This is a genomic window from Kistimonas scapharcae, assembly GCF_039540975.1.
Taxonomy (GTDB): Bacteria; Pseudomonadota; Gammaproteobacteria; order Pseudomonadales; family Endozoicomonadaceae; genus Kistimonas; species Kistimonas scapharcae.
Genome location: NZ_BAABFL010000130.1, coordinates 1 through 19,265 on the forward strand (window position 1 = coordinate 1; position 19,265 = coordinate 19,265).

A 19,265-nucleotide genomic window follows, 5' to 3' on the forward strand; every position below is an offset into this window, starting at 1 on the left:
TACGATAATCTGATTAGATTATCATCTCACACAGGTCATTTTGGATCGGTGAAAGGTGGACATTTTAAATCGGTGCTGACAACTGTAGTGTATTTGCCTGCTGCCCGGACTTTCTTAACCTCTGCCAAGCGTTCTTTGCTCAACAAAAGATCCATACCGGTCCTGGCCTGCTGAACATCCTTTGTCGGCTCAATGAAGAAAAAGGCACGCCCTTGGTTCATGATCAGCGGGTAACGGCCACCTGTTGTATCATTAAAAATCATCTTACTGCGATGAAATGGATGGTTACCAAACGTGCTGTATGATGTTTCACGCTCATTCTTAAAGTACTGAACAAAAGACTTTCGTGGTGAAGCATAGAAATAATAGTTTTCAGGTAGTTCAGTAGTGAGATCTAAATAGCATTTACGTACTTCATCAAGATTCGAGTTAGGTACTATATAATCAAAGTATCCTTCTTCGCGCTCCACATTAAACGTGCAGCCCGATACAGACATTTGCAAATACCCTTCCCCTGATGGCGGAATTGTTTGTTTATGAGGTCGAACACCCCAAACATATGCATCGCCTTCACCAAGCCATTCTGGAAGCTTACCAATAGCTGGCTTTTGTATTGATATATATGCAATGTTATCGGGTAGACTTCCTTTTTTTCTTAATTTCATGAATGCATCAACAACGATATGCTCATGTTTTAACAATGTTCCCTGTGGCGCATAAATTTCATGCTTAGGGAATTTTTTAACCAATAAGTCCTCAAAAACACCAGTAACTTCTGCCTGTGCCTGTTCGGGCGTTTTACCATCAACAGGCATCCATATTACCCAGGAACTATATTGATACGGCCATACCTTCGTATCGAGCAGGCTCGGCAACATAAAAAATGCCGCAGACCCCATAGATGAGAAGCCAGGAAGCGCAGTAGCTGTTCCTGTCGCGAACAAACTGCCGCCGACTACGTTTAAGCTGGTGTCACCGGAAACACCTGTACCGGATGTTGCCACCTCAGAGGGTGATTCAATCTGCTTGCCCTCTTTGGCCGCCCGACGCTTCAGGCTTTCAATGTACCATTGGGGTGTATCGTCAACCTGTGGTGCACTATCAGCCACAATGCCACTGGCAGTCAGGACATTCAGTGCCGAGCTTTTTTCGTAATCATAGGGGTACGGCTTTTCCATAAAATTGGTCATACAACCGGTTAGCAGCAAGGCTATAGCCCCGCCGATTATCCCCTTCCCATACAGTACGGCAGACATCTCTAACTCCTGGTATATTTTCGTTTAATTTTGTTAGGTTATTCAGGCTAATAACAGCACTACTCCTTCATTGAAGCCAAAGGTCAATGGCTTCAATGAAGGTATGATTATTCTAGTAGCTCGAATGAGCTGCATATTTGTCAGCGGCAGGCTCTATGAAATTAAATATTTTACCTTGATTAAGAATTGCAGGTGTTTTATTTGCACCAACATGATAATAATAAATCCATGAAGGCAAATGCTTAGTTACACGCATATAACATTGCCTTACCTTTTCTGTAATCATGTCCATATCACCAACTTCCTTGTTTCCTTCATAGCAAGGCCCTAAAAACAACTGAAGCTTTCCTTTAGTTGTTGTATAAATAGCCGTACTTGATAATCCCCAACCATATGCATCATAACTGCCTAGAAATTCAGGTGCCTTTGCATCAATAGGATTATTGCTCAGCAATTGTGATTCATCAGCTAATATTTTGCCATACTTGGCGGTAAAGCTAATATTCACATCTGGATATTCCTCAGTTATAGCTGTCTGCATCAGTTTGATAAGTTTTTCACTTGCCTGATCAGGAGTCATAACTTCCTTTGGCATCCAGACAATCCACCTTGAACTGGTATACGCTGGAAGTTCAGACCCAAGAAACATCGGCAAAAGAGCAAATCCCGCCGATCCTAATGATGAAAACCCTGGCAGCGGAGCAGCCATACCGGAAGCGAATAAAGCAGAACTGGCAACACTGACATCACCGACACCATTTCCATTCTTTTCAATGGCCTGCTTAACCTGTTCCTGAGTGACATCTTTCAATTTCCCTTTGTCGTTCAAGCCACTGGCATTGGCAACGCTCAAAGCCAGGCTTTCATTGGGTTCACTGATGTAGCTTTTGGTCGGAGAGAAGCTACTACATCCCACCAGTAGGACGGCTAGCAGCCCTACGAGTGAATTTTTCCCATACAGTACGGCAGACATGTTTCTATCTCCTGTTGGTTTAGTGCCAGTGTATTCGTTTTTGTGAGAATGCAAGGGCTACGGACTGGCCGTAGCCCTTATGGTTATGCGTTACCGCCGGGGATCCACTCGGATGACGATTTAGAGCAGGTTTGCTTGTCAGCACTCAACATCCAGCCATCAGGACAGGAATACAGCTGATCGATAACATCGGCAGGGTATGTGACCCACTGTTCTGTCTTGCAGTGTCCAGTGCTGGTTGTCACTGAATCCGTCGGACACTCCCCTTCCAGAAGCTCGCAGACCTGATTTTCCGGACATTCTGCATTGCCGGCCAGTTCCTCTGCGGGTAACTCTTGATAAGAGATATCGGGCACACACTCTACATATGAAATCTTACGATTTGGACGATCCATATCAAAGAAGTAGAAGCCATCCCATCCCCCTGCATGCATTTCCTTGTAAGTATTACCACTGATGGTGCGGCATACCTCTACCGGATGCTTGCTGGACAGTTCCAGCATATCCTGTTTACTGAAGGCGTTAGCGCAACTGCCATAAAACTGTGACCAGCACTCATCATATATCCATTCAGAAAAATTATCGGTCTGACCCGTGGCTAAGACTTTATCTGCGATTAACCCGCCTTCGCTTCCGTAACGGCATAGTTTATTGTCGACATCAATCTCTGGTGCCTGACCGTCAATTCTGGAGCATGCGAGTAGAACGTCTGGATCAACAATCACCACTTCACGCTTGCTACAGGTCTTGTTTTCCTTGTCATACCGGGCACCTGTTTCTTCACACCCGTAAACAGGCACCTTGTTCGATGGCTGCTGTTCCTGGCTTGACGCCGGGATTTTGCCGTACATTTCCTCGTATATATTCCGTCGCTGGGCATCAATATCGGTGTCACCCAAACGGATTTGGGTTCGTACGGCTGAATTATCCCGATCAGCCCCTCCCGTATTGATGGCTGCACCATAGCCCGTCATGGACTCTATGTTTTCACTGGCAGGATCAGGAAAGACGCCTTCACGAACCTGAATTGCTATCCACTCATCGAGATCGACTTTATCCCAGTCAACCTTCTCCAAATCATTAACCGGTATTCCTTGGCAATTCGGGTGCTCCGCTGTTCCCCAGGACAATCCTATCTGTGGTCTGACCTGTTCATGCATGATGCGTGCAAGCGGCGTTGTATAACAGCAGTAGGCCTTATGCTTCTCAATGCAACTTCCCAGTACCTTGTCTGCACAATAGGAACCAAGATAATGACAGCTTTGCAGTTCTACCTGGCTGGCTAACTGGAATTCTTCTTCCGTACACTCCCATATCATCTCTACCATGAGGGTGAACACGACATACGCCATATATGCGTAGTAGACATACATCATTGCTGATGCAGCTGGGCCAGCTCCTAATTGCGTAGTAACTTGACCTGTTGCTTGATCTTCTACTTGTTTTTCCGCAACAAACATTGCGGCCGCTTCTGCCCCAAATGCCTCAGCCATCATTTCATAGGTTTGCTCCAGCAGATATTGCTCAAACTCATGCATGAACCCCTTTTCGATATTATCGCCAATGACTTTGCTCATAGCCGAGGTCGCGTCTGCTGCTGAGGCAAAGGTTTGTCCAATGGCTTCCAGTCCCGCAATTGCGGCCTTTTGAACAGCAACCCAGGCTCCATGATAGTCACCGATCAATCCCTGGCTACCAACAAAGGAATCGATCTTCATTGCCGTGGATATCATTGTCAGATATTCCCCAAGCCCTATTCCCTTCGGAGCATCACAGCAATTCTGAACACCTCCGACTGCGATCTTGCAGAATGATTCGTCGTTTTCAAGCATGGGCATGAATATAAAGCACTGCCCTTCTACGACATTTGCATCACCGCCAGTCTCATCAGCTTCATCGTCGCAATACATATCTTTACCGGCATGTTGCAACATCTGAAGATAAGCCACTGCCTCTGCAAAGCTATTGTTCGGTCCATCACTCGGCGGTTTGGCGCAACTACCATCTATACATTGAATCTCACCAGCGCAGACAAGAACATCTTCTGTTTCTCCCGAGCCAGGCATTTCTACGTCATACCCACAGTCGTAGGTGTCCTCATAGACATAGCACTCTCCACTACTGCCCTCTGCCCCCCCTACACATTCAGATTTGATGTATCCACACTGCGGGTCTTCTCGATACTTTGCACAATTGTCGTTATCTCCCGTGTTTTCTTGGCAGACCTCTTCCCCGTCCATGTTTTCCCAACAGATTTCGCCAACAGCAAAATCACAGTCCGTATTTACGGATATGGTCTGGCAGAAGCGGGATATGCCTGGAACGGGAGATGGTTGAAGATCAGATTCGCAGATCTTTACGCCGTTTAATTCAACGCAGTTTTTATCATCGGGATGTAATGTTTTCGTGCATGCATAGGTTCCGGAACAGAAGCCATCATCAATTTTTTTAACTGCATCAATACATTCTTCAGGAAACCACCTGTCACTTGTGACCGCCGTCATGTAGAAGCGGAATTTTCCAGAGAGCTTCCAAATTAAGTCATCCCCAACCTGGTGATCCTGGATCTGCAACTTAGTGGTTAGATTATTTTCGCAGGTAGGCATTTCCAGGACTCGATACCAGACAGTACTGTCCTGATAGCCTCCCCCTACATCACTCTCAGGCCAGTCATAAGCTGCAACAAACTTAATGTTCATTGGGCCATCTTCAGAATTGCATATTTTGTCGTAATCAAGTGTCGGTATTACTTGATCGAACCGCGTACCATCTGTAGGACTGACTCGTGAGAAGGTTCCTTCTTTGAGGTTTGCCACAACTGTCAGGTAATTACGCCCATTGGCTGCGATTTTGACCTCAAAGTCATCAATTGCAGTGGTAATGTCATGTCGGATTTCACATGAGCCTGGAAGAAGATTCAGACGATCGCAATTTTTAAGTATTGGAACATGGGTTTTGTTGTTATTTCCGCTCGTAGTGCTCTGCTCAATAGTGCAATCGGTGAACTCTTTGGCGATCTGCTCAAGGTTGCTGAGTACCTCGTCAGTTTTTCCCCATATCGGGTCATTCGACATGTCTACCTTTTGGCGCCCATATATCTCGTATGATGTGTCGAAAGCTTGCTTGTATGGATCGGAGTCATTTTCCTGTTCATGCAATGACTGATAGTTATCCATCCCCTGCTGGAGAATAGAGTAGTCATCACCATAGAGGTTTTTCAGGTCTTCGGGGGTGATCTCTGATGAGCCGGGGAAAAGCGTATTAATATCCAGAGGTTCATCTGAGCCAGGAAAAATCAGGTTATTGTTCCCGCCATCTTCTGCGTGCTGGAAGTTGCTCAAGCCATCGAAGCCCATGCTCTCACCAGCCTTGGCCGCTTCCTGAAAGGTCATGCTGGTCCGGGCAGTTGCGATAGTGGGAAAAACGGCATAATTCCCCATTGTCAATAATAGACAGTAGCTAATTGCCTTTAGTGCCTTCCTGGAAACCACTGACGCCCCTCTGAACTATGAAGCAAAGTGGCATCTTACCTTTTCTGGATTTTCGAAATTCCCGATTCGTTCAACATGGTTGAACGGTGAGAAAAAAAGACGTGAGTTTTTCAAGACTGATGCTTTCTTTACTCTTATTGAGCTTGCTACTAGAAAAGCTATTAGAAGAACTATTAGAGAAGCTACTAGAAAGGACTACTAGATAACTACTAGGTGATATAGTCAATCACTCTACAACCCTTTTAGAATGCGGTCTCCAGCCGAATGACGAAAGTCCTCATCCTTATATGTAATGCATACAGCCTTATATGTAATGTCGTTTCCCTCTTATGTATTGCCTTTTTCCTCAAATGTAATGTCGGTCTCCTCAAATGTAACCTGCAATACCTCAAATGTAACTGATTTCTGTGGATAAGCTGTGCAAACTATGTGAGCGCAACTTTGTCTAGGAGTTACTTAGTGTTTTTGGAAACTGATGTACTCGGTTTTTAATATCATTTGGCATTACTTTGAATTTTGAACGTTACATATGAGGTTTTTAAAATTCTGTAACACTGTTACCTGTTTTCAAAAAGGAAAATGGGAAATTCAGAATACAGCAGACCAATTCTGGATCGGGCTAACCGTTCCCCTACCCTTCCGTTTGGAAGGGGTTCAAGAGAAACAGGAAAGCATGCGAGGACTCGCTAGTGTTTGATATTTATGGAACAGATATCGGTTACAGGGGTATTGGAGTGTGTCTTAACCGAATGCAGTGATATGCTTATTTTGTCAAAACAGGAACGGAAAGGTTTGATCTAAACAGCTTAACTGGCTGTTTTGTTTTTTCGGGGAAATGTAACGTAAACCGATAATGTTTCTGAACAATACTATATGCATTCTTAAAATCCCTTTTGAAGTTATCCATACGAACGGATGAGCTACTGAACTGCTCAGCTAAAGAATTCCATGTCAAAGGGATGAAGGAAATATTTCTTCTTTTCATCAGGAAGTTTTTGTAGTTTGCCCAAAAGTAAATGTCCATGGCCAGAGGAGATCCCTCTTTGGCTAGCTCAAGAACGATTTTACTATCACCTGGAACACCACCATCATTCTTAATGAGCTCTCTGAACTCTTTAGAATATTCAATCTTGCCGTTGAAGTTTCCTGTCTTCGTGTCAAAGCTATCTGCAACCAGATCCACATCATTACAGATAAACAGTTTTTTCGATCTGTAGGTTTCTGGCATGTCTTCATCTTTGGTATGCACGGCTGAATTGGATGAAGATTCAATATTGATAGACATTTCGAGAAGGTTAATGAACTGAGCTGCATATATCTTCAATGTCGAGCGGGTACCACGTTGTATAGTAATGCCAAGTTCTTTTATAAGGTCCAGCAGGCTGTCTCCAAAGTCTATATGTGTGGCGTCCTTGATAATGATGTCAGAAACCATTTTGTACCATAAGAGCCTTGAGGCTACCCCGCTGGGTAATTCTGATGTCGCAGAAGTCGCTGTGTAGGTCACTGTATACTGGCCAACATGTTTTATCAGTTGTTTTATAGATGTCCGACTTCTCTTTTGGAGGAACGGGGCATTCATGATAATGGCGTGAGTATATAGTCGGAGGCTGTCGGCCCCTAAGTCTGGAAAAAGGAGGTTGTTATAAGCATTTATGTATTCAGCGGGTAGATTTGCGAAAACCTCAACTGGAATACTTTCTCTTGTCTCCTGGTTAAAGTCGCTAAAAACCTCTGGGTTAATTAATCTGAACTGCGCAGGGGTAATGGCTGACAGGTTGAGAGCATCAATGCCTTCCTTTCCAGGGAAACGCTTTACATATAAATCGACGTATAACTCAAAACACTCCGTCCATTCGGTGCAAGATAGTAGATCTAGCCCCATTGAAAGCATCGTGTTGAGAGGTGCCTTAAGCTCTCCCATTTTTGAACAAACGTCGTCTCTACAGATTACCTGCATATCGTCGCACAGAATATCCGTATAGGTTTTCTCACCACGTTCAAGAAGTTTTTGAGAGTGTTCGAGATATTCAGACAGTTCCATTTGTTCCGGTCACCTGTATGCTTGCATTAAATTTAGAGCATACTACAAAAATATGCTGCATTAATTATAATTCAATATAAGATCAAGGCAATACTGATATTCTCGGAGGGTTTATGAGCGACTTCATGCTTAAGTATCTAGAAGATATAGAGGCAATTCACGAAAGAGGAACGAATTTTCTTCGCAACCTCGAAGCAACAATGAGAGAGGATCGAGCTAATCATGTGCTTGACGACAGCAGTGATGTTGTTCGCAATCGCGTAATGAATAGACGCTGGAGAATTCAGGATGTTGCGTCATTGGTTGGTGTGAACTCAACTACGATTGCTCGCAAAGAAAAAAATGGACAACTCTCGCCTCCCGATATGTATGAGTGTAACGGATCGCAGCGGCGCCTCGGCTATACACTATCTCAAATAAACGACATACGTAGTCATTACAACCTAATACCTTCACGTGGCAATGGACAACCATGCGTACTGTCCATCCAAAATTTTAAAGGGGGAAGTTGGAAGACAACGCTGACACTACTGTTAGGCCAATGGCTAGCGCTCCAAGGTTATCGTGTTCTTTTTATTGACTCAGATCCGCAAGGAACGTTGTCTTTTTGCATGGGGCAAAGACCTGACTATGACACTTCTTATGAAGACACCATAGCTCCTTATCTCATCATGGATAGTGAATACGGTTATGAGGATCTTAAGTATGCAGTGAAAAAAACTCACTGGCCTAATATTGACATCATTGGTAGTAACCTGGGTAATGCGGATATCGATATTCAATTTCCCCAGTTGCTTTATGCCGCTCAAACTCCCAGTGAAATGGAGTTTTTGCTCAACCGGTTTAGACAGGGAATTGAGACGGTATATGACGATTATGATGTTGTTCTGATTGATGGCACACCATCTTTGTCTACAACTACTATCTGTCAGTTTTCTGCGGGTGATGTCTGCATTATGCCGGTTCCAGCACAAATGCTTGATTTTGCCTCAACTCTACAGTTCATACAGTCAACTGCCCAAAACGTAAGAAGTTACATAGATAACGGTATCGATATTGCTCTACCTGATATTTATACAATGATTACTCGGTTCTCTGAACGAAGCTATGCAGAGGGCATAACGCAGGTCATAAAACAAACGTTTGGAGGGTATTGCTTGCCTAATCCACTCCATAAAAATGATGAGATCGGAAAACGCGATTCTCTGATGTGTACGATCTATGAGGAGGTGTCGAAAAATATCAATAATCGATCATCATATAATCGTGCTCTAAATATGCTGGAACAAGCATTTACGCCAATTCTGCGGGATATAATCCAGCCATTTTGGTTTTCAACAGCCGTAGATAGTCAGCAGGACAATGAATTGCAGGTAGAAGGAGCAGGGGCATGAGCGATAAAGAAAAAATCAGTACAGCATATGGTATTGATTTAGATAAGAAGATCGATAACACATCAGTGCCTGCCCCACGTAAAAGGGTTTCAAATCCCCGCACGTTGTTAAACCGTGCTGTAGCGAAGGAAGGCATACCGGCCTATGACAACACAAGATTGAAAGAGGAGTTAGCTCAAACAACCCATCAACTTGAGATCAAAACTCAGGAACTTGAGAAGAGCCAAAAACAGATTGATGACTTGTCTCAAAAGAACGAGACAAGCGATTCAGTTGAATTTGAAATGCCTATCTCTAAACAGAAGGTACGCTTTAAATTACTTGAGATTGAACCTGAGCAGATATTTGTTTCATCAGTCAATCAGCGTGACCAATCGCTTTTGTCTGAGATATCCGTGTCAGACATCTTTGAAAGCATAAAGATGCACGGTCAGACCGAACCAGGTATGGCTCGCCCTACCAAAGATGGGCGATACGAATTGATTATGGGATCAAGGAGATTGTTTTGTGTTCGATCCCTTGGAAGAAAATACAAGGCGCTTGTGGGTGAGGTGCCTGATATAGATATTCAGGAACTATCTAATACTGAAAATGCACAGAACCCGATATCACTATATGAATTGGGCTGTTATTGGAGTCGTCTTTTAGGCGATGGGGTTTACTCATCTCAACGTTCTTTGGCTGAAGAATTGGGAGTAAATCTCAGTAAGGTTAACAGAGGTTTACAGTTATTCGAGAAGGTAAATAAGGTTGTTATCAAAGCCTTCCCGAAACCAACGGACATTTCTAGGTCTGTTGCGGAATGGCTTATTAAACAGACAAATAATAAAGACAGTGAAAAAGCACTTATTGGTAAATGCGAACAGCTTTTAGAACTGAAAGCTGAAGCTGCCGCAGGTGGCAGGCCGTATTACGATGAGGAAAATGTTAGAAAGATACTTAAGTCAGCTGTCAGACAAGATTCCTCGTTGAAGACCTCTCCTGAGTACCTTAAGAGAGGTGATAAAAAACTCGTCAGAATAGGTAACACTGTCAAAGGTCAAACTGTACTAACATTTCTGACGGATGAAATTGATATCGATAACGTATTAAAGATCATACAAAGTGAAATTGATAAGAAAAAGAAAAGAAAATAGATACTTTAAAATTGTCATGTAAAAACGGCCGAGAGGCCGTTTTTTTGTCCTATGGATTAATTATCGTTGCCGCTTTTGTGTCACGTTGAAAGATGTTTCAGGGGTGAAACACCGGTTTTGGGTGGTCTTGCCGGAAGGTGTTTCAGGGGTGAAACACCGGTTTTGGGTGATCTGGCCGGAGGGTGTTTCAGGGGTGAAACACCGGTTTTGGGTGATCTGGCCGGAGGGTGTTTCAGGGGTGAAACATTGGTTTTGGGTGATCTGGCCGGAGGGTGTTTCAGGGGTGAAACATTGGTTTTGGGTGATCTGGCCGGAAGGTGTTTCAGGGGTGAAACACCGGTTTTGGGTGATCTGGCCAGAATGAGAATCGCTAGAAGCATTGCCGGCCATACATTATAAAAAAGCCTTATATATCAGGCGGTTAGCTACAGCATGGAGTTGCAGCAATCCTGCCAACGCCAAAGTATATAAACAGCATCCTGCTCAGTCGGTGTATTGCGCCACATCCCCCAATTAACGGTAGCCTCGCCAATCCAGTGTGTATCCTGTGTTTCAGCTATTGGATAGAACATAGACATTTTGTATTGGGGTTTTGGAATGGTGGGAAATAAAATAGGGCGGCATAATGAATCATCCCCCATTGTCAGACGTGCCAATCCCCGTCTGTGCATCGAAGCGATCGCTTTCGTTCCTACCTGACTTGTGTTTGCCGCCAAATCACCTTTTTCCAGCGTATTGCCTGTAAATGGGTACATTGTTCCCCAATTCCCCATACACCAAAAAAGCTCCTGAATGGGCTGCCCTGCGGCTGTGGCCAGGGCGTCCGGAATACAAGCGGCAAGAGCCCCTGGATTGGTGAAAAGCACGGCTTCCGGAGTCGTGAAAAATGACAGCTCATCGTCGTACCATGTGGGATCAAGTTCAGACATGTACATCAAATCGAAATCCATGTAGCCATCACTGCATCTCCCGGGGAACCATATCTCAAGCATCAGCAACAATGGATATGCATAGTAATGGTAGTGCCACATACCTAACTGCCGTGCACTCGGGCTATTTTGTCCTGGTGTACCCTGATTTCGCTTGTCAGAAATTCCGATCTCGGCGCCAGCAAGTGACATAAAACAGCCTGGCGATCGAACCAGTTCAACAATTCGTGCTGGCTCCCAAAGGCTATTGGTTACCCCTGGCGTCGGTAAACCCAAATTGTCTTCGCATAGGCATACTGGTTTTTTTGAGGCTTCCCTCGGTGCCTTTCCTTTATTAATGACTGGGACCCCTGCAATTTTAATTGGGTACAGGGCGTTCCAGGGGATATCGCTGATCATTTTCCCAGACAACACACCCGAATCCTTGCATTCTGTTGGGCTGATATCAGCATCGATGTCATCAGCCTGTAGCGGTATCGGGTTAAGGACAGAGACACTGAGCAAACAGGCTATTACCCGCTTTAAATTTTTATGCACGCCCAACCCCGTATTCCTGAACGATAAAGTGATGCTCATTGGCAGTTACAACAGAAGGTACGGCCTGCAGCTGAAACGTTCTTACAATCTCCATGTTTAATAGAAAAACAGGCGCATTCAGTTGATCCTGGATTTGTTTGAGGTGCTGCCAACCATTGTCCCGATGAATGGAGGTAGTCATGTAAACCGTCATCTTTTGTTCTATGGGTGGCAGGTTTTGTACAAAAGCGACTTGTTCTTTTTGGGTTGCGTCGAATATCACCAGTCGTCGTGTAAAAGGTATGCTGTTGAGTGGGTTGTATAGCACACCATATTCAACAATCGTGTTTCCCTCATGATCCTTGATGCTTTTCGGTACAACTACCGTAGGGTCTACTAGACGTGTTCTATCAGTGATAGCGGAAGGCAACACAGTGAAGTCATATTTTTCCCATACACGGGCTCGCGCTTCAGCTTTCATCCTGTCAATGTCGAGTTTTGATGCTCTTTCCTGCATCTCATCAATCAGGTTGCGCTCCGCAATATGTTCCACCGTACCGTAGGCGCCCATATCACCACTGGCACCTTGATTCAGTTGCTCTTTAATCCATTCAAGCCCGTACACACCGGAAAACCGGGCAAGCTCTTTTTCATCATCATGAGAACGCACGACAACGGTAGGAACACTGTCAATGTCGTATTTCTGGAAGAGGGTGGGATCCAGAATCATATTTGGAATCGGTTCAATACCCTGCATCAATGTATGCAGTTGTTTTATTGTCTGGTTCAGGCTTTTATCACCTGGCAGAAGTCCTCTGATGATGGCAACGGCATTGTCCTGACCAGCGATTGATTCAAGTAAACCACGAATGCTGGTTTCGCCCATTGATGTTGAAATAAACACCAGCATTTCGATGTCTGAGTTAGAGTCTGCCAGGGAATCGTCCCGATCATTGTCAATAATTGACCGGTATTCTATCGGGACACCCCGATCATTCTTCTTCGCCAGATCCGTTGTCTCTTGCGCCCAATCCATCGTTTCTTTTGTTGGCGCCTTTGGAATGAACGATGCATCAAAATCATTCCTGGCAGATTTTTGGATTATCTCTGTCTGGCTTCGAATACCGTGAATAACACTGTCAAAATCAGAATTTGATGGCGGAGTGCCCCATGCAAGACCTATACATGAGACGAATGCTAGCCCTGTGAGCGTTTTTCCGTTCACCATATGGGGTAAGCTCTGCCGACAATCTGTACCTGATGCATAGGTCCCCAGTACCGGCTGTCGAAGCTGTCAGACGTTCGCCCCATCATCCAGTAAAAGTTAGGCTCAAGCTTTAGTGCTCTCGCAAGATCCCGGGGTTCAAGTCCCATATTCCGGGCGAGGGGCAGGCTGTCTATGTCCGGTATAGGATCGCTATTCACAAGGACCTGCTTCTCAGTGACACAAATATCGTCCCCTGGAAGCCCCGCTACCACCTTGATCATTGTGGCGCCATCCGGATATAGAGGCTCCATTCGTGCCGAGAGAAACGCAAAGGTTTCACCCCGCTGCACCGGTTCCCGGTCATGCTTGTCGACAATGTAAAAGGTGTATCCGGGAATACATTTGTGCTCCTGCTGATCAAACCCAAACAGGAATCGGTCGGTCAGGTAGCTAAACAAAACACTGAGCAAGATGGCTACCCAGATCATTTTTGTCACAAACCAGAGTGATAGCGGCTGACTTTTTGACATCCCTTTTACTCTGCTTCCTGCAATCTGTTGATGTATTTGCTCAGGTCCAGTTCGTATCGATCACCGCCGGCAATGACATACTGGTTATCCAGCACGAGATAGCCCTGTTCAGCTATCCTGGCCAGATCTTGCCCCAATTCCATCATGGTTTGTTCAACCGTTTCATTGGCGACCGAGGGATGGATGTTTCGAATAAGGCCGGCATAATTGACGACCACAATTTTTTGCGCGTCCGTGTCGGACTGGGTAACAGCATGGCTGTAAGCCAGGTATGCGCCCCCTATGGAGATAACGGTGCATACCGCGCAAGCCATGATGAGATCGAAGATCGTGCATTGTTTGTCTATTTTTGACATTAGATCAGCCCCCGGTCGGTAAGTACGGCTTTAATGGCCTTCTCTGCGCTCAGGTTGTGCTGCTTGCGTTTCTGGTCAATCGCAGCGACATCTTTAGGGTTGGTTGAGTACAAGAGTAATCGGTACGGATCGACGATCAGGCGCCCTATACCAGAACCCCTGTCGGTTAAACAGAAGATTTCAGAGTAGTGGCCAGATTCAGTGCGGACGGTTTTGAGAAGTTCATACCCACCATCAGACAGTGGTAGCTTTTTTTCCTCCTTCACAGCCTCAATGGATTGCTCTTTCTGACCTAAAAGGTACATGTTGGCGCTGTTTTCCGCGATCGCACGCCCTGTCGGAGTGTTATACAGGTCCATCACGGACTGGGTAACAACGATTCCGGAGCCATTGTATTTTCGGAAACGCCTGAAACCGGTTTCCAGAAAGTCCGCTACCGTTTCAGATTTTCCCAGTAGGTCCCAGGCCTCATCAATCAACGCCAGTTTTTTTACGGCCTTATCGCCAAGGTACATACATTGCTGGATTTGATAGACGAGCTGGAGCAGTACTACGGATTGCAAGTGTTTCTTGGACTTCAATTCCTCCAGTTCCAGCACATTGAACTGGCTATCAAATCTGACATTGTTGATACCGTTGAAATAACGCCCATATTCCCCTTTTGAGGTGAAGGAAAACAGCTGATGGCCCACATCATTCACACGGCCATCATCATCAGCCAGCAGTGCATCAGCGATGGCATCAACAGTCATTTTTGTACCGTGTTTATGCCAGACATCGCTCATGTGCATCTGCAAACGTGATACCTGAAAGTCGCTCAAACGCTGAGTGGGTGCTGCCATTGCCGAGACCAGGCTGACCAGTATTTCTGCTTCCTCTTCATAGTTCTCGACAATCGAAAATGGGTTGAGGCAGATTTTCGCCTCTTCGGTAAATTCTATGAATGTTCCACCCAGGGTTTCACATTGCTTTTGATAAGAGCGGCCAACGTCAATAACCCATATCTGGCCGTTCACAGACAGATAGCTACTGATGATCTCATTGGAGAGAAAGGATTTCCCGGAACCTGATTGGGCACAAATGCAGGCATTGTAATTTGTAGACGAATCATACAAATCCAGTGTCATCAATTGTCCATTTCTGCTGATCAGCGAGATCATCGGAGTCCCTGTCCCTTTCCAATCACAAAATAATGGAAGCAGGGGAATGACATGACGGGTGGCCATGGTTTTGTAGCGGTTCATGTCTCTCACCGCCTTGCGGTCAGCCCCGAATGGAAGGCTGTTGAGAAACATCGGAAGGCAGAAAAATCTGTCTTCGATGAGAGTGATACCAAGATCCTGGAAATACGTTCTTGCATTCGAGGATGCACGAATAGCGTCCTCCTCGTTTTTTCCGAACAACAATACACTCATGCAGACATGGATCGGTCGATCGCCGTCTGTGAAGGCTTCAAACAAGCGGTCAAATGCTTCCTTTTGTTGTGCCAGTTTGGGCACGAACTTCAACATTGGACCGTAGGCCTGGTTGGTTACCCACTGTTTTTGCGAACTCAGCTTTGTTTTTCGGTTCTCACTATCCGGGTATTGAATATTTACATTGATGAGAAAGTTGTCTTTGATTCCGCGATTTCCGGAAAAACTGTCACCCAAATAATTTAGTGCAGTGCCGAAGTACATATTTTTAGGCAACCGCTTGACGGTCATCACCTTGATACGTCGGCCCTGTCGTCCACAATCACCTAGCTGAAGTCCGGTGGCATCTACATCAAGCTGCGTGTCATAGTCAAAGAGTTGCTGGTTCAGTGGCTTATCGAATTCTGAGGGATCGGATAGCCCTGATTTCCAGCCAGCACCTTCATGCCAGTTCAGTATCGGACGCATTACCTTCAAATACAGGTCGTCGGTCATGGCGACAGGGAGCATTCCACAACTGCTCAGCGCAGCGTAAGTGGATTGCTGGAGTTGCCCGTATTTACTCATCTCTTCTTCGGTAGGAAATACAGAACCTGACGGTACCTTCACAGTGAAAATGAGTTTGAAGTCACGTAATTTTGTTTGGTTAAGCCGCTCTACCGGTTGGTAGGTGCCGTTTCGAAAAAACTGAAGTTTCTGTAAAACCGCTTCCTGCTGGATCGGACAAATCCCTTCAGGACGCAGCCTGGAAATACTGGTCAGTTCGTCGTTGATATCCGGAGAACTAAACAGTGAAAACTGGATGATCGTGTCTTTTGGCCAGTCATTATTCAACAGCGTTTTGACGCGGTTGCTGGTTTTGTCGTCACCACCGCTAAGAGGATGACAAATGAAACTGAAAGCAACCGATTCGTCAGAACAAAAGAAAATATTCCTTTCTTCATCAAAGGCAATCACCGAGAAAAGTTCACTCACGGCGTTGTCGTTATAGGTCATTTTTCTCATGGTGCGCCTACAGTTTGATTGTCTTCCTGTCTGGATTTGGCGGTATGAACAAGGTCGCCTCGAAGAGTGAAACCTGTCTCAGTGATTGCCGTAGGCAGTGTTCTTATGCCAAGGAATCGGGTCGCTACGGAGGTTCTGGCCAATAAAAGAGGGTCGGGGGTGCAGCTTTGTTCGTCCAGATTGGACAATGTGATTTCTTCATCAAAAAGGGTAGAGGCGAAGCTATCCCTGTCCATTTTGGACATGCAGGCTAGTGCTGAGAATCGATCCAGTGAACGCTTCGTGTTTCCGGGTACAAACACCAACTGGTAGCTACGGTCAGGCGCCCGATTTCGAATAAATGAGGCTACCTGCTGGACATCTTGAGCCATCGGCCGCATGAAAACAGTGGCTCTTTGGCTGACACCTCCAAGGCTGGCTGTGTTGAGTGTGTTGAAATCAATGCCCATGGTTTCAACAGGCGTTATATCAGCAATCCGCCTGGCTGTCTGAACACTGTCTACGTCCTTGCCATGCCACTTGTCATGTAGCGAGCCCCGAATAATGTAGCGTGCATCCTCTGTAATGAAGATCAGGCCGTTATCCTTAGTCTCGAACATCATCAGACCGCTACCGGGTAATTTTGTACTATCGGTCACTGATTCCATGACTTGCCGGATTTGTGCGTCGGTATCAGGCTTGTTTTGTCCTGCTTCAGCCGGGAGCGCGACAAGCAGAATTAGCGTGAGGAAATATTTAATAAACATCAGCGTTCCGCAGAGAGGATATTTGCTGCGATGTTAGGACAAATCCTGAAGCGTTTTTCCCTGTACGTTCAATATTGTTTAACGCAAATTAAAAAGGTGCCTGATGGCACCTTTTCAACGAGTCATCAGCCGCCAATGATAGGCAGGGTGGCGGAGAATACGTTGTCGATGAGGCCAGGTGCGTTATAAAGACCCAGTGCAGCGGCAATACCAACGGCAAAGGCCATCAAGCTCTGACGGGCTGCACCCATGACGCTGCCAATGATGACGAATGCCAGGGCAATGATTTTACCCAGCGTACCCTCGATCCAGTCAGTCAGTGTTGTCAGTGTTGTTTCAAATGTCTTATCGGCGCTGCCTGCTGCAAAAACCTCACTGGCAATCGCTAGCAGGGCGATGACCCCCAATACGAAAGCGGTATAGATAGCCACTTTTTTGAACAGTGCGATGCGCTCTTCTGTCATGTATGACGCTACAGCGGAATGTCCCATGTGTTTCACCTTTTTACATTAGGTTGTTACGATTGTTTGGCCTTTGCATCCTGCTTGCCGGTGTTTCCTTGATCTTTTTTATGGATTAACCGAGCTTGATTACGTTGGTAATCATCACTGATCGTCCATGTACGTCCTTCAACCTCGGAATAAACAAGACCTGGGGCATTGAGATCGCCTGTCTTGTTTTCCCAGGGAGCAATCCAGATTCGAATGATTCTTGCCGGATTCCGGATTGGGGTAATGTGTGATGGCAGGGGTAAATGGCCTGCGCTTTTGTTGCAGTCTTTAGTACAGGTGGCAACCTGTTGTGAGGAATTGTTGACACTGACGGTTCTCTTTTCGTCTGTCTCAGTGTCGACATACACGATGGCTTCCGGTTCTACATACTCGCCACCTGTTTCCTTGTAAACCTGTCCGGCAGTGCCACACATGGTTTCTCCAGGCATGCCAGAACAGGCAAAGTCATTTTCACCGACTGAAATCAGTGAGCAGCCGGAAGACATCAAAGACAGGCAGGTAACGCCGGCCAATACTTTCAATTTTGACGTGATCACAGTGTTGTACCTCGCGTCACAATGATTTCAACTCTGCGCCCCGCTCCTATTTCAATCACAGGATGCATTTGGTCTGCCAATTCCATATAGAAGTCGGCCAGACGTTCCATTGAGTTGGAAAGCCCTTTAACGCCTGCACCTTGCATCGCTTCGGAACTCATAACCTTGTTGTAGTTCTGGGATCCGTCTGTATTGGTTGAGATAACCGGCACAGGATTCACATCAAAGGCTTCGCTGACCCCTTGAGCAAAACCAGCCATCATTGAGCGAGCCAACAGCTGCCCCTGCTTGCTGACAAGACGCCCACGCAGCCCTGCCTTACCGTCCTCACCCGTGGCATAGGAATCGACTTTTGCCTCCATGACTTCCCCGTCCTCTTTCACACAGGACATCGTTTCACCCCGTAGATAGGCGCGTTCTGAAGAGAGGTCTCCATAGCCGGCCATGGTCATAAAACATTCACGCACTTCATTAATTCGGTTGTAATTGGGCAATACGGCTTCTTTTTTGATTCGGACCAGTACCGGAAAAGGCTCCTTGCGAGCACCTTTGGCAGTGGGCGCATCCAGACCTGTAATGAGATAACCAGACATCATGCTCCCTGTTGGCAGGTAAAGGTCGGGGTCGTCTTGTTCCACCGATGCAGTTTCTTCCTTGGCCTCTTCAATGGTGCGAATGGAGGGCAGTGGCGTTTTTTCGATATCTGAGCGGCCAACAACCCGTTGGGCATGATCTACAGGTGTTTTTTTGATGCTGAATATTTCATCATGCACCTGTTGCTCTTCCATGCTTGGTGGCTCGGCTTCCGGGTTTGTCTTCCAGGCCGTTGTATCGGTGCGCACCCCGTTCTTTTCGATTTTTTCGATCTGGCCAGAGAGTGCGTTCAGTCTTTTTTCTAACCGATCAATACCTTTCAACTGACTTTCTGCGTCTTCCGCTTTTTTCCGTGCATGGGCGACCTCAGCAGACAGCTTATCGTTGCGGCTAATTTCCTGACGAAGTTGCGACGCTATCGATTCGATGCTCAATGAACGGGTGTCAACATCGGTCAGGATATTTTCAATTTTTCTTTCCTTATCCGTCTTCCGTGATCGTTTTTCACCGTCATCAGGTGAAGCTAAAACAATGATGCTGATCAGGGTAAAGACAAGGCCGCCGACTACCACAATCCGCCGGTTTTTGGGTGACAGGTTTTCCCATATATTTCTTAGGTCCACGG

At 45.9% G+C, this 19,265-nt stretch carries 16 protein-coding genes; 3 read left to right on the forward strand and 13 right to left on the reverse strand.

What is annotated here, in order from left to right:
- Positions 1-35: 35 nt before the first annotated feature.
- From ABD892_RS08640 to ABD892_RS08655, 4 genes are all read right to left on the reverse strand, one after another.
- A complete protein-coding gene (locus ABD892_RS08640; protein ID WP_345195107.1) occupies positions 36-1,256 on the reverse strand; it encodes a hypothetical protein in 1,221 nt (406 codons plus the stop codon).
- A gap of 112 nt (positions 1,257-1,368) precedes the next feature.
- On the reverse strand, positions 1,369-2,229 hold the full coding sequence (locus tag ABD892_RS08645; protein ID WP_345195108.1) for a hypothetical protein: 861 nt from the start codon (positions 2,227-2,229) through the stop codon (positions 1,369-1,371).
- A gap of 83 nt (positions 2,230-2,312) precedes the next feature.
- The gene (traN, locus tag ABD892_RS08650) at positions 2,313-5,621 is read right to left on the reverse strand and encodes a conjugal transfer mating pair stabilization protein TraN (RefSeq protein ID WP_345195109.1); all 3,309 of its coding nucleotides are present in this window, start codon (positions 5,619-5,621) and stop codon (positions 2,313-2,315) included.
- Between the two features lie 862 nt (positions 5,622-6,483).
- The gene (locus tag ABD892_RS08655; protein WP_345195110.1) at positions 6,484-7,764 is read right to left on the reverse strand and encodes a replication protein RepA; all 1,281 of its coding nucleotides are present in this window, start codon (positions 7,762-7,764) and stop codon (positions 6,484-6,486) included.
- A 113-nt stretch (positions 7,765-7,877) separates the two neighbouring features.
- Here ABD892_RS08655 and ABD892_RS08660 point away from each other — a divergent pair, with 113 nt between their 5' ends.
- The 3 genes from ABD892_RS08660 to ABD892_RS08670 all read left to right on the forward strand — a co-directional run bounded on the left by ABD892_RS08660 (position 7,878) and on the right by ABD892_RS08670 (position 10,658).
- Positions 7,878-9,158: an AAA family ATPase gene (locus ABD892_RS08660; protein WP_345195111.1), complete on the forward strand. Its 1,281-nt coding sequence runs from the start codon at positions 7,878-7,880 to the stop codon at positions 9,156-9,158.
- Positions 9,155-10,294 (forward strand): ParB/RepB/Spo0J family partition protein, encoded by a 1,140-nt coding sequence (locus ABD892_RS08665; RefSeq protein WP_345195112.1) that lies wholly within the window; start codon positions 9,155-9,157, stop codon positions 10,292-10,294. The genes ABD892_RS08660 and ABD892_RS08665 overlap by 4 nt, the downstream gene beginning before the upstream one ends.
- Before the next feature lie 127 nt (positions 10,295-10,421).
- Positions 10,422-10,658 (forward strand): hypothetical protein, encoded by a 237-nt coding sequence (locus ABD892_RS08670; RefSeq protein ID WP_345195113.1) that lies wholly within the window; start codon positions 10,422-10,424, stop codon positions 10,656-10,658.
- A 61-nt stretch (positions 10,659-10,719) separates the two neighbouring features.
- Here ABD892_RS08670 and ABD892_RS08675 read toward each other — a convergent pair whose 3' ends face one another.
- From ABD892_RS08675 to ABD892_RS08715, 9 genes are all read right to left on the reverse strand, one after another.
- The gene (locus ABD892_RS08675) at positions 10,720-11,760 is read right to left on the reverse strand and encodes a TraU family protein (protein WP_425559208.1); all 1,041 of its coding nucleotides are present in this window, start codon (positions 11,758-11,760) and stop codon (positions 10,720-10,722) included.
- On the reverse strand, positions 11,753-12,967 hold the full coding sequence (locus ABD892_RS08680) for a TrbC family F-type conjugative pilus assembly protein (protein ID WP_345195115.1): 1,215 nt from the start codon (positions 12,965-12,967) through the stop codon (positions 11,753-11,755). Before ABD892_RS08680 ends, ABD892_RS08675 begins: the two co-directional genes overlap by 8 nt.
- Complete coding sequence (locus ABD892_RS08685) at positions 12,961-13,476, reverse strand: S26 family signal peptidase (protein WP_345195117.1); 516 nt, start codon at positions 13,474-13,476, stop codon at positions 12,961-12,963. The genes ABD892_RS08680 and ABD892_RS08685 overlap by 7 nt, the downstream gene beginning before the upstream one ends.
- A gap of 5 nt (positions 13,477-13,481) precedes the next feature.
- Positions 13,482-13,832, reverse strand: a complete 351-nt coding sequence (locus tag ABD892_RS08690; RefSeq protein ID WP_345195118.1) for a hypothetical protein — start codon at positions 13,830-13,832, stop codon at positions 13,482-13,484.
- Positions 13,832-16,252 carry a type IV secretion system protein TraC gene (gene traC, locus ABD892_RS08695; protein ID WP_345195119.1) on the reverse strand — a complete coding sequence of 807 codons (2,421 nt, stop codon included), beginning with the start codon at positions 16,250-16,252 and terminating at the stop codon, positions 13,832-13,834. Before traC ends, ABD892_RS08690 begins: the two co-directional genes overlap by 1 nt.
- The gene (locus ABD892_RS08700; protein WP_345195121.1) at positions 16,249-16,998 is read right to left on the reverse strand and encodes a disulfide isomerase DsbC N-terminal domain-containing protein; all 750 of its coding nucleotides are present in this window, start codon (positions 16,996-16,998) and stop codon (positions 16,249-16,251) included. Before ABD892_RS08700 ends, traC begins: the two co-directional genes overlap by 4 nt.
- A gap of 125 nt (positions 16,999-17,123) precedes the next feature.
- Positions 17,124-17,489, reverse strand: a complete 366-nt coding sequence (traA, locus tag ABD892_RS08705; RefSeq protein ID WP_345195123.1) for a TraA family conjugative transfer protein — start codon at positions 17,487-17,489, stop codon at positions 17,124-17,126.
- Positions 17,490-17,515: 26 nt separating this feature from the next.
- Positions 17,516-18,046, reverse strand: coding sequence for a type IV conjugative transfer system lipoprotein TraV (gene traV / locus ABD892_RS08710; RefSeq protein ID WP_345195124.1), 531 nt, complete (start codon positions 18,044-18,046; stop codon positions 17,516-17,518).
- The gene (locus tag ABD892_RS08715; protein ID WP_345195125.1) at positions 18,043-19,263 is read right to left on the reverse strand and encodes a TraB/VirB10 family protein; all 1,221 of its coding nucleotides are present in this window, start codon (positions 19,261-19,263) and stop codon (positions 18,043-18,045) included. The genes traV and ABD892_RS08715 overlap by 4 nt, the downstream gene beginning before the upstream one ends.
- Between the last annotated feature and the right edge of the window lie 2 nt (positions 19,264-19,265).

Excerpts from the sequence above, each read along its gene's own strand:
- ABD892_RS08660 (WP_345195111.1), top strand. The coding sequence starts at position 7,878 with ATGAGCGACTTCATGCTTAAGTATCTAGAAGATATAGAGGCAATTCAC.
- ABD892_RS08655 (WP_345195110.1), bottom strand. The coding sequence starts at position 7,764 with ATGGAACTGTCTGAATATCTCGAACACTCTCAAAAACTTCTTGAACGT.
- ABD892_RS08665 (WP_345195112.1), top strand. The coding sequence starts at position 9,155 with ATGAGCGATAAAGAAAAAATCAGTACAGCATATGGTATTGATTTAGAT.
- traA (WP_345195123.1), bottom strand. The coding sequence starts at position 17,489 with ATGGGACATTCCGCTGTAGCGTCATACATGACAGAAGAGCGCATCGCA.
- ABD892_RS08700 (WP_345195121.1), bottom strand. The coding sequence starts at position 16,998 with ATGTTTATTAAATATTTCCTCACGCTAATTCTGCTTGTCGCGCTCCCG.
- ABD892_RS08640 (WP_345195107.1), bottom strand. The coding sequence starts at position 1,256 with ATGTCTGCCGTACTGTATGGGAAGGGGATAATCGGCGGGGCTATAGCC.
- ABD892_RS08680 (WP_345195115.1), bottom strand. The coding sequence starts at position 12,967 with ATGGTGAACGGAAAAACGCTCACAGGGCTAGCATTCGTCTCATGTATA.
- traN (WP_345195109.1), bottom strand. The coding sequence starts at position 5,621 with ATGACCTTTCAGGAAGCGGCCAAGGCTGGTGAGAGCATGGGCTTCGAT.
- ABD892_RS08645 (WP_345195108.1), bottom strand. The coding sequence starts at position 2,229 with ATGTCTGCCGTACTGTATGGGAAAAATTCACTCGTAGGGCTGCTAGCC.
- traC (WP_345195119.1), bottom strand. The coding sequence starts at position 16,252 with ATGAGAAAAATGACCTATAACGACAACGCCGTGAGTGAACTTTTCTCG.
- ABD892_RS08690 (WP_345195118.1), bottom strand. The coding sequence starts at position 13,832 with ATGTCAAAAATAGACAAACAATGCACGATCTTCGATCTCATCATGGCT.
- ABD892_RS08685 (WP_345195117.1), bottom strand. The coding sequence starts at position 13,476 with ATGTCAAAAAGTCAGCCGCTATCACTCTGGTTTGTGACAAAAATGATC.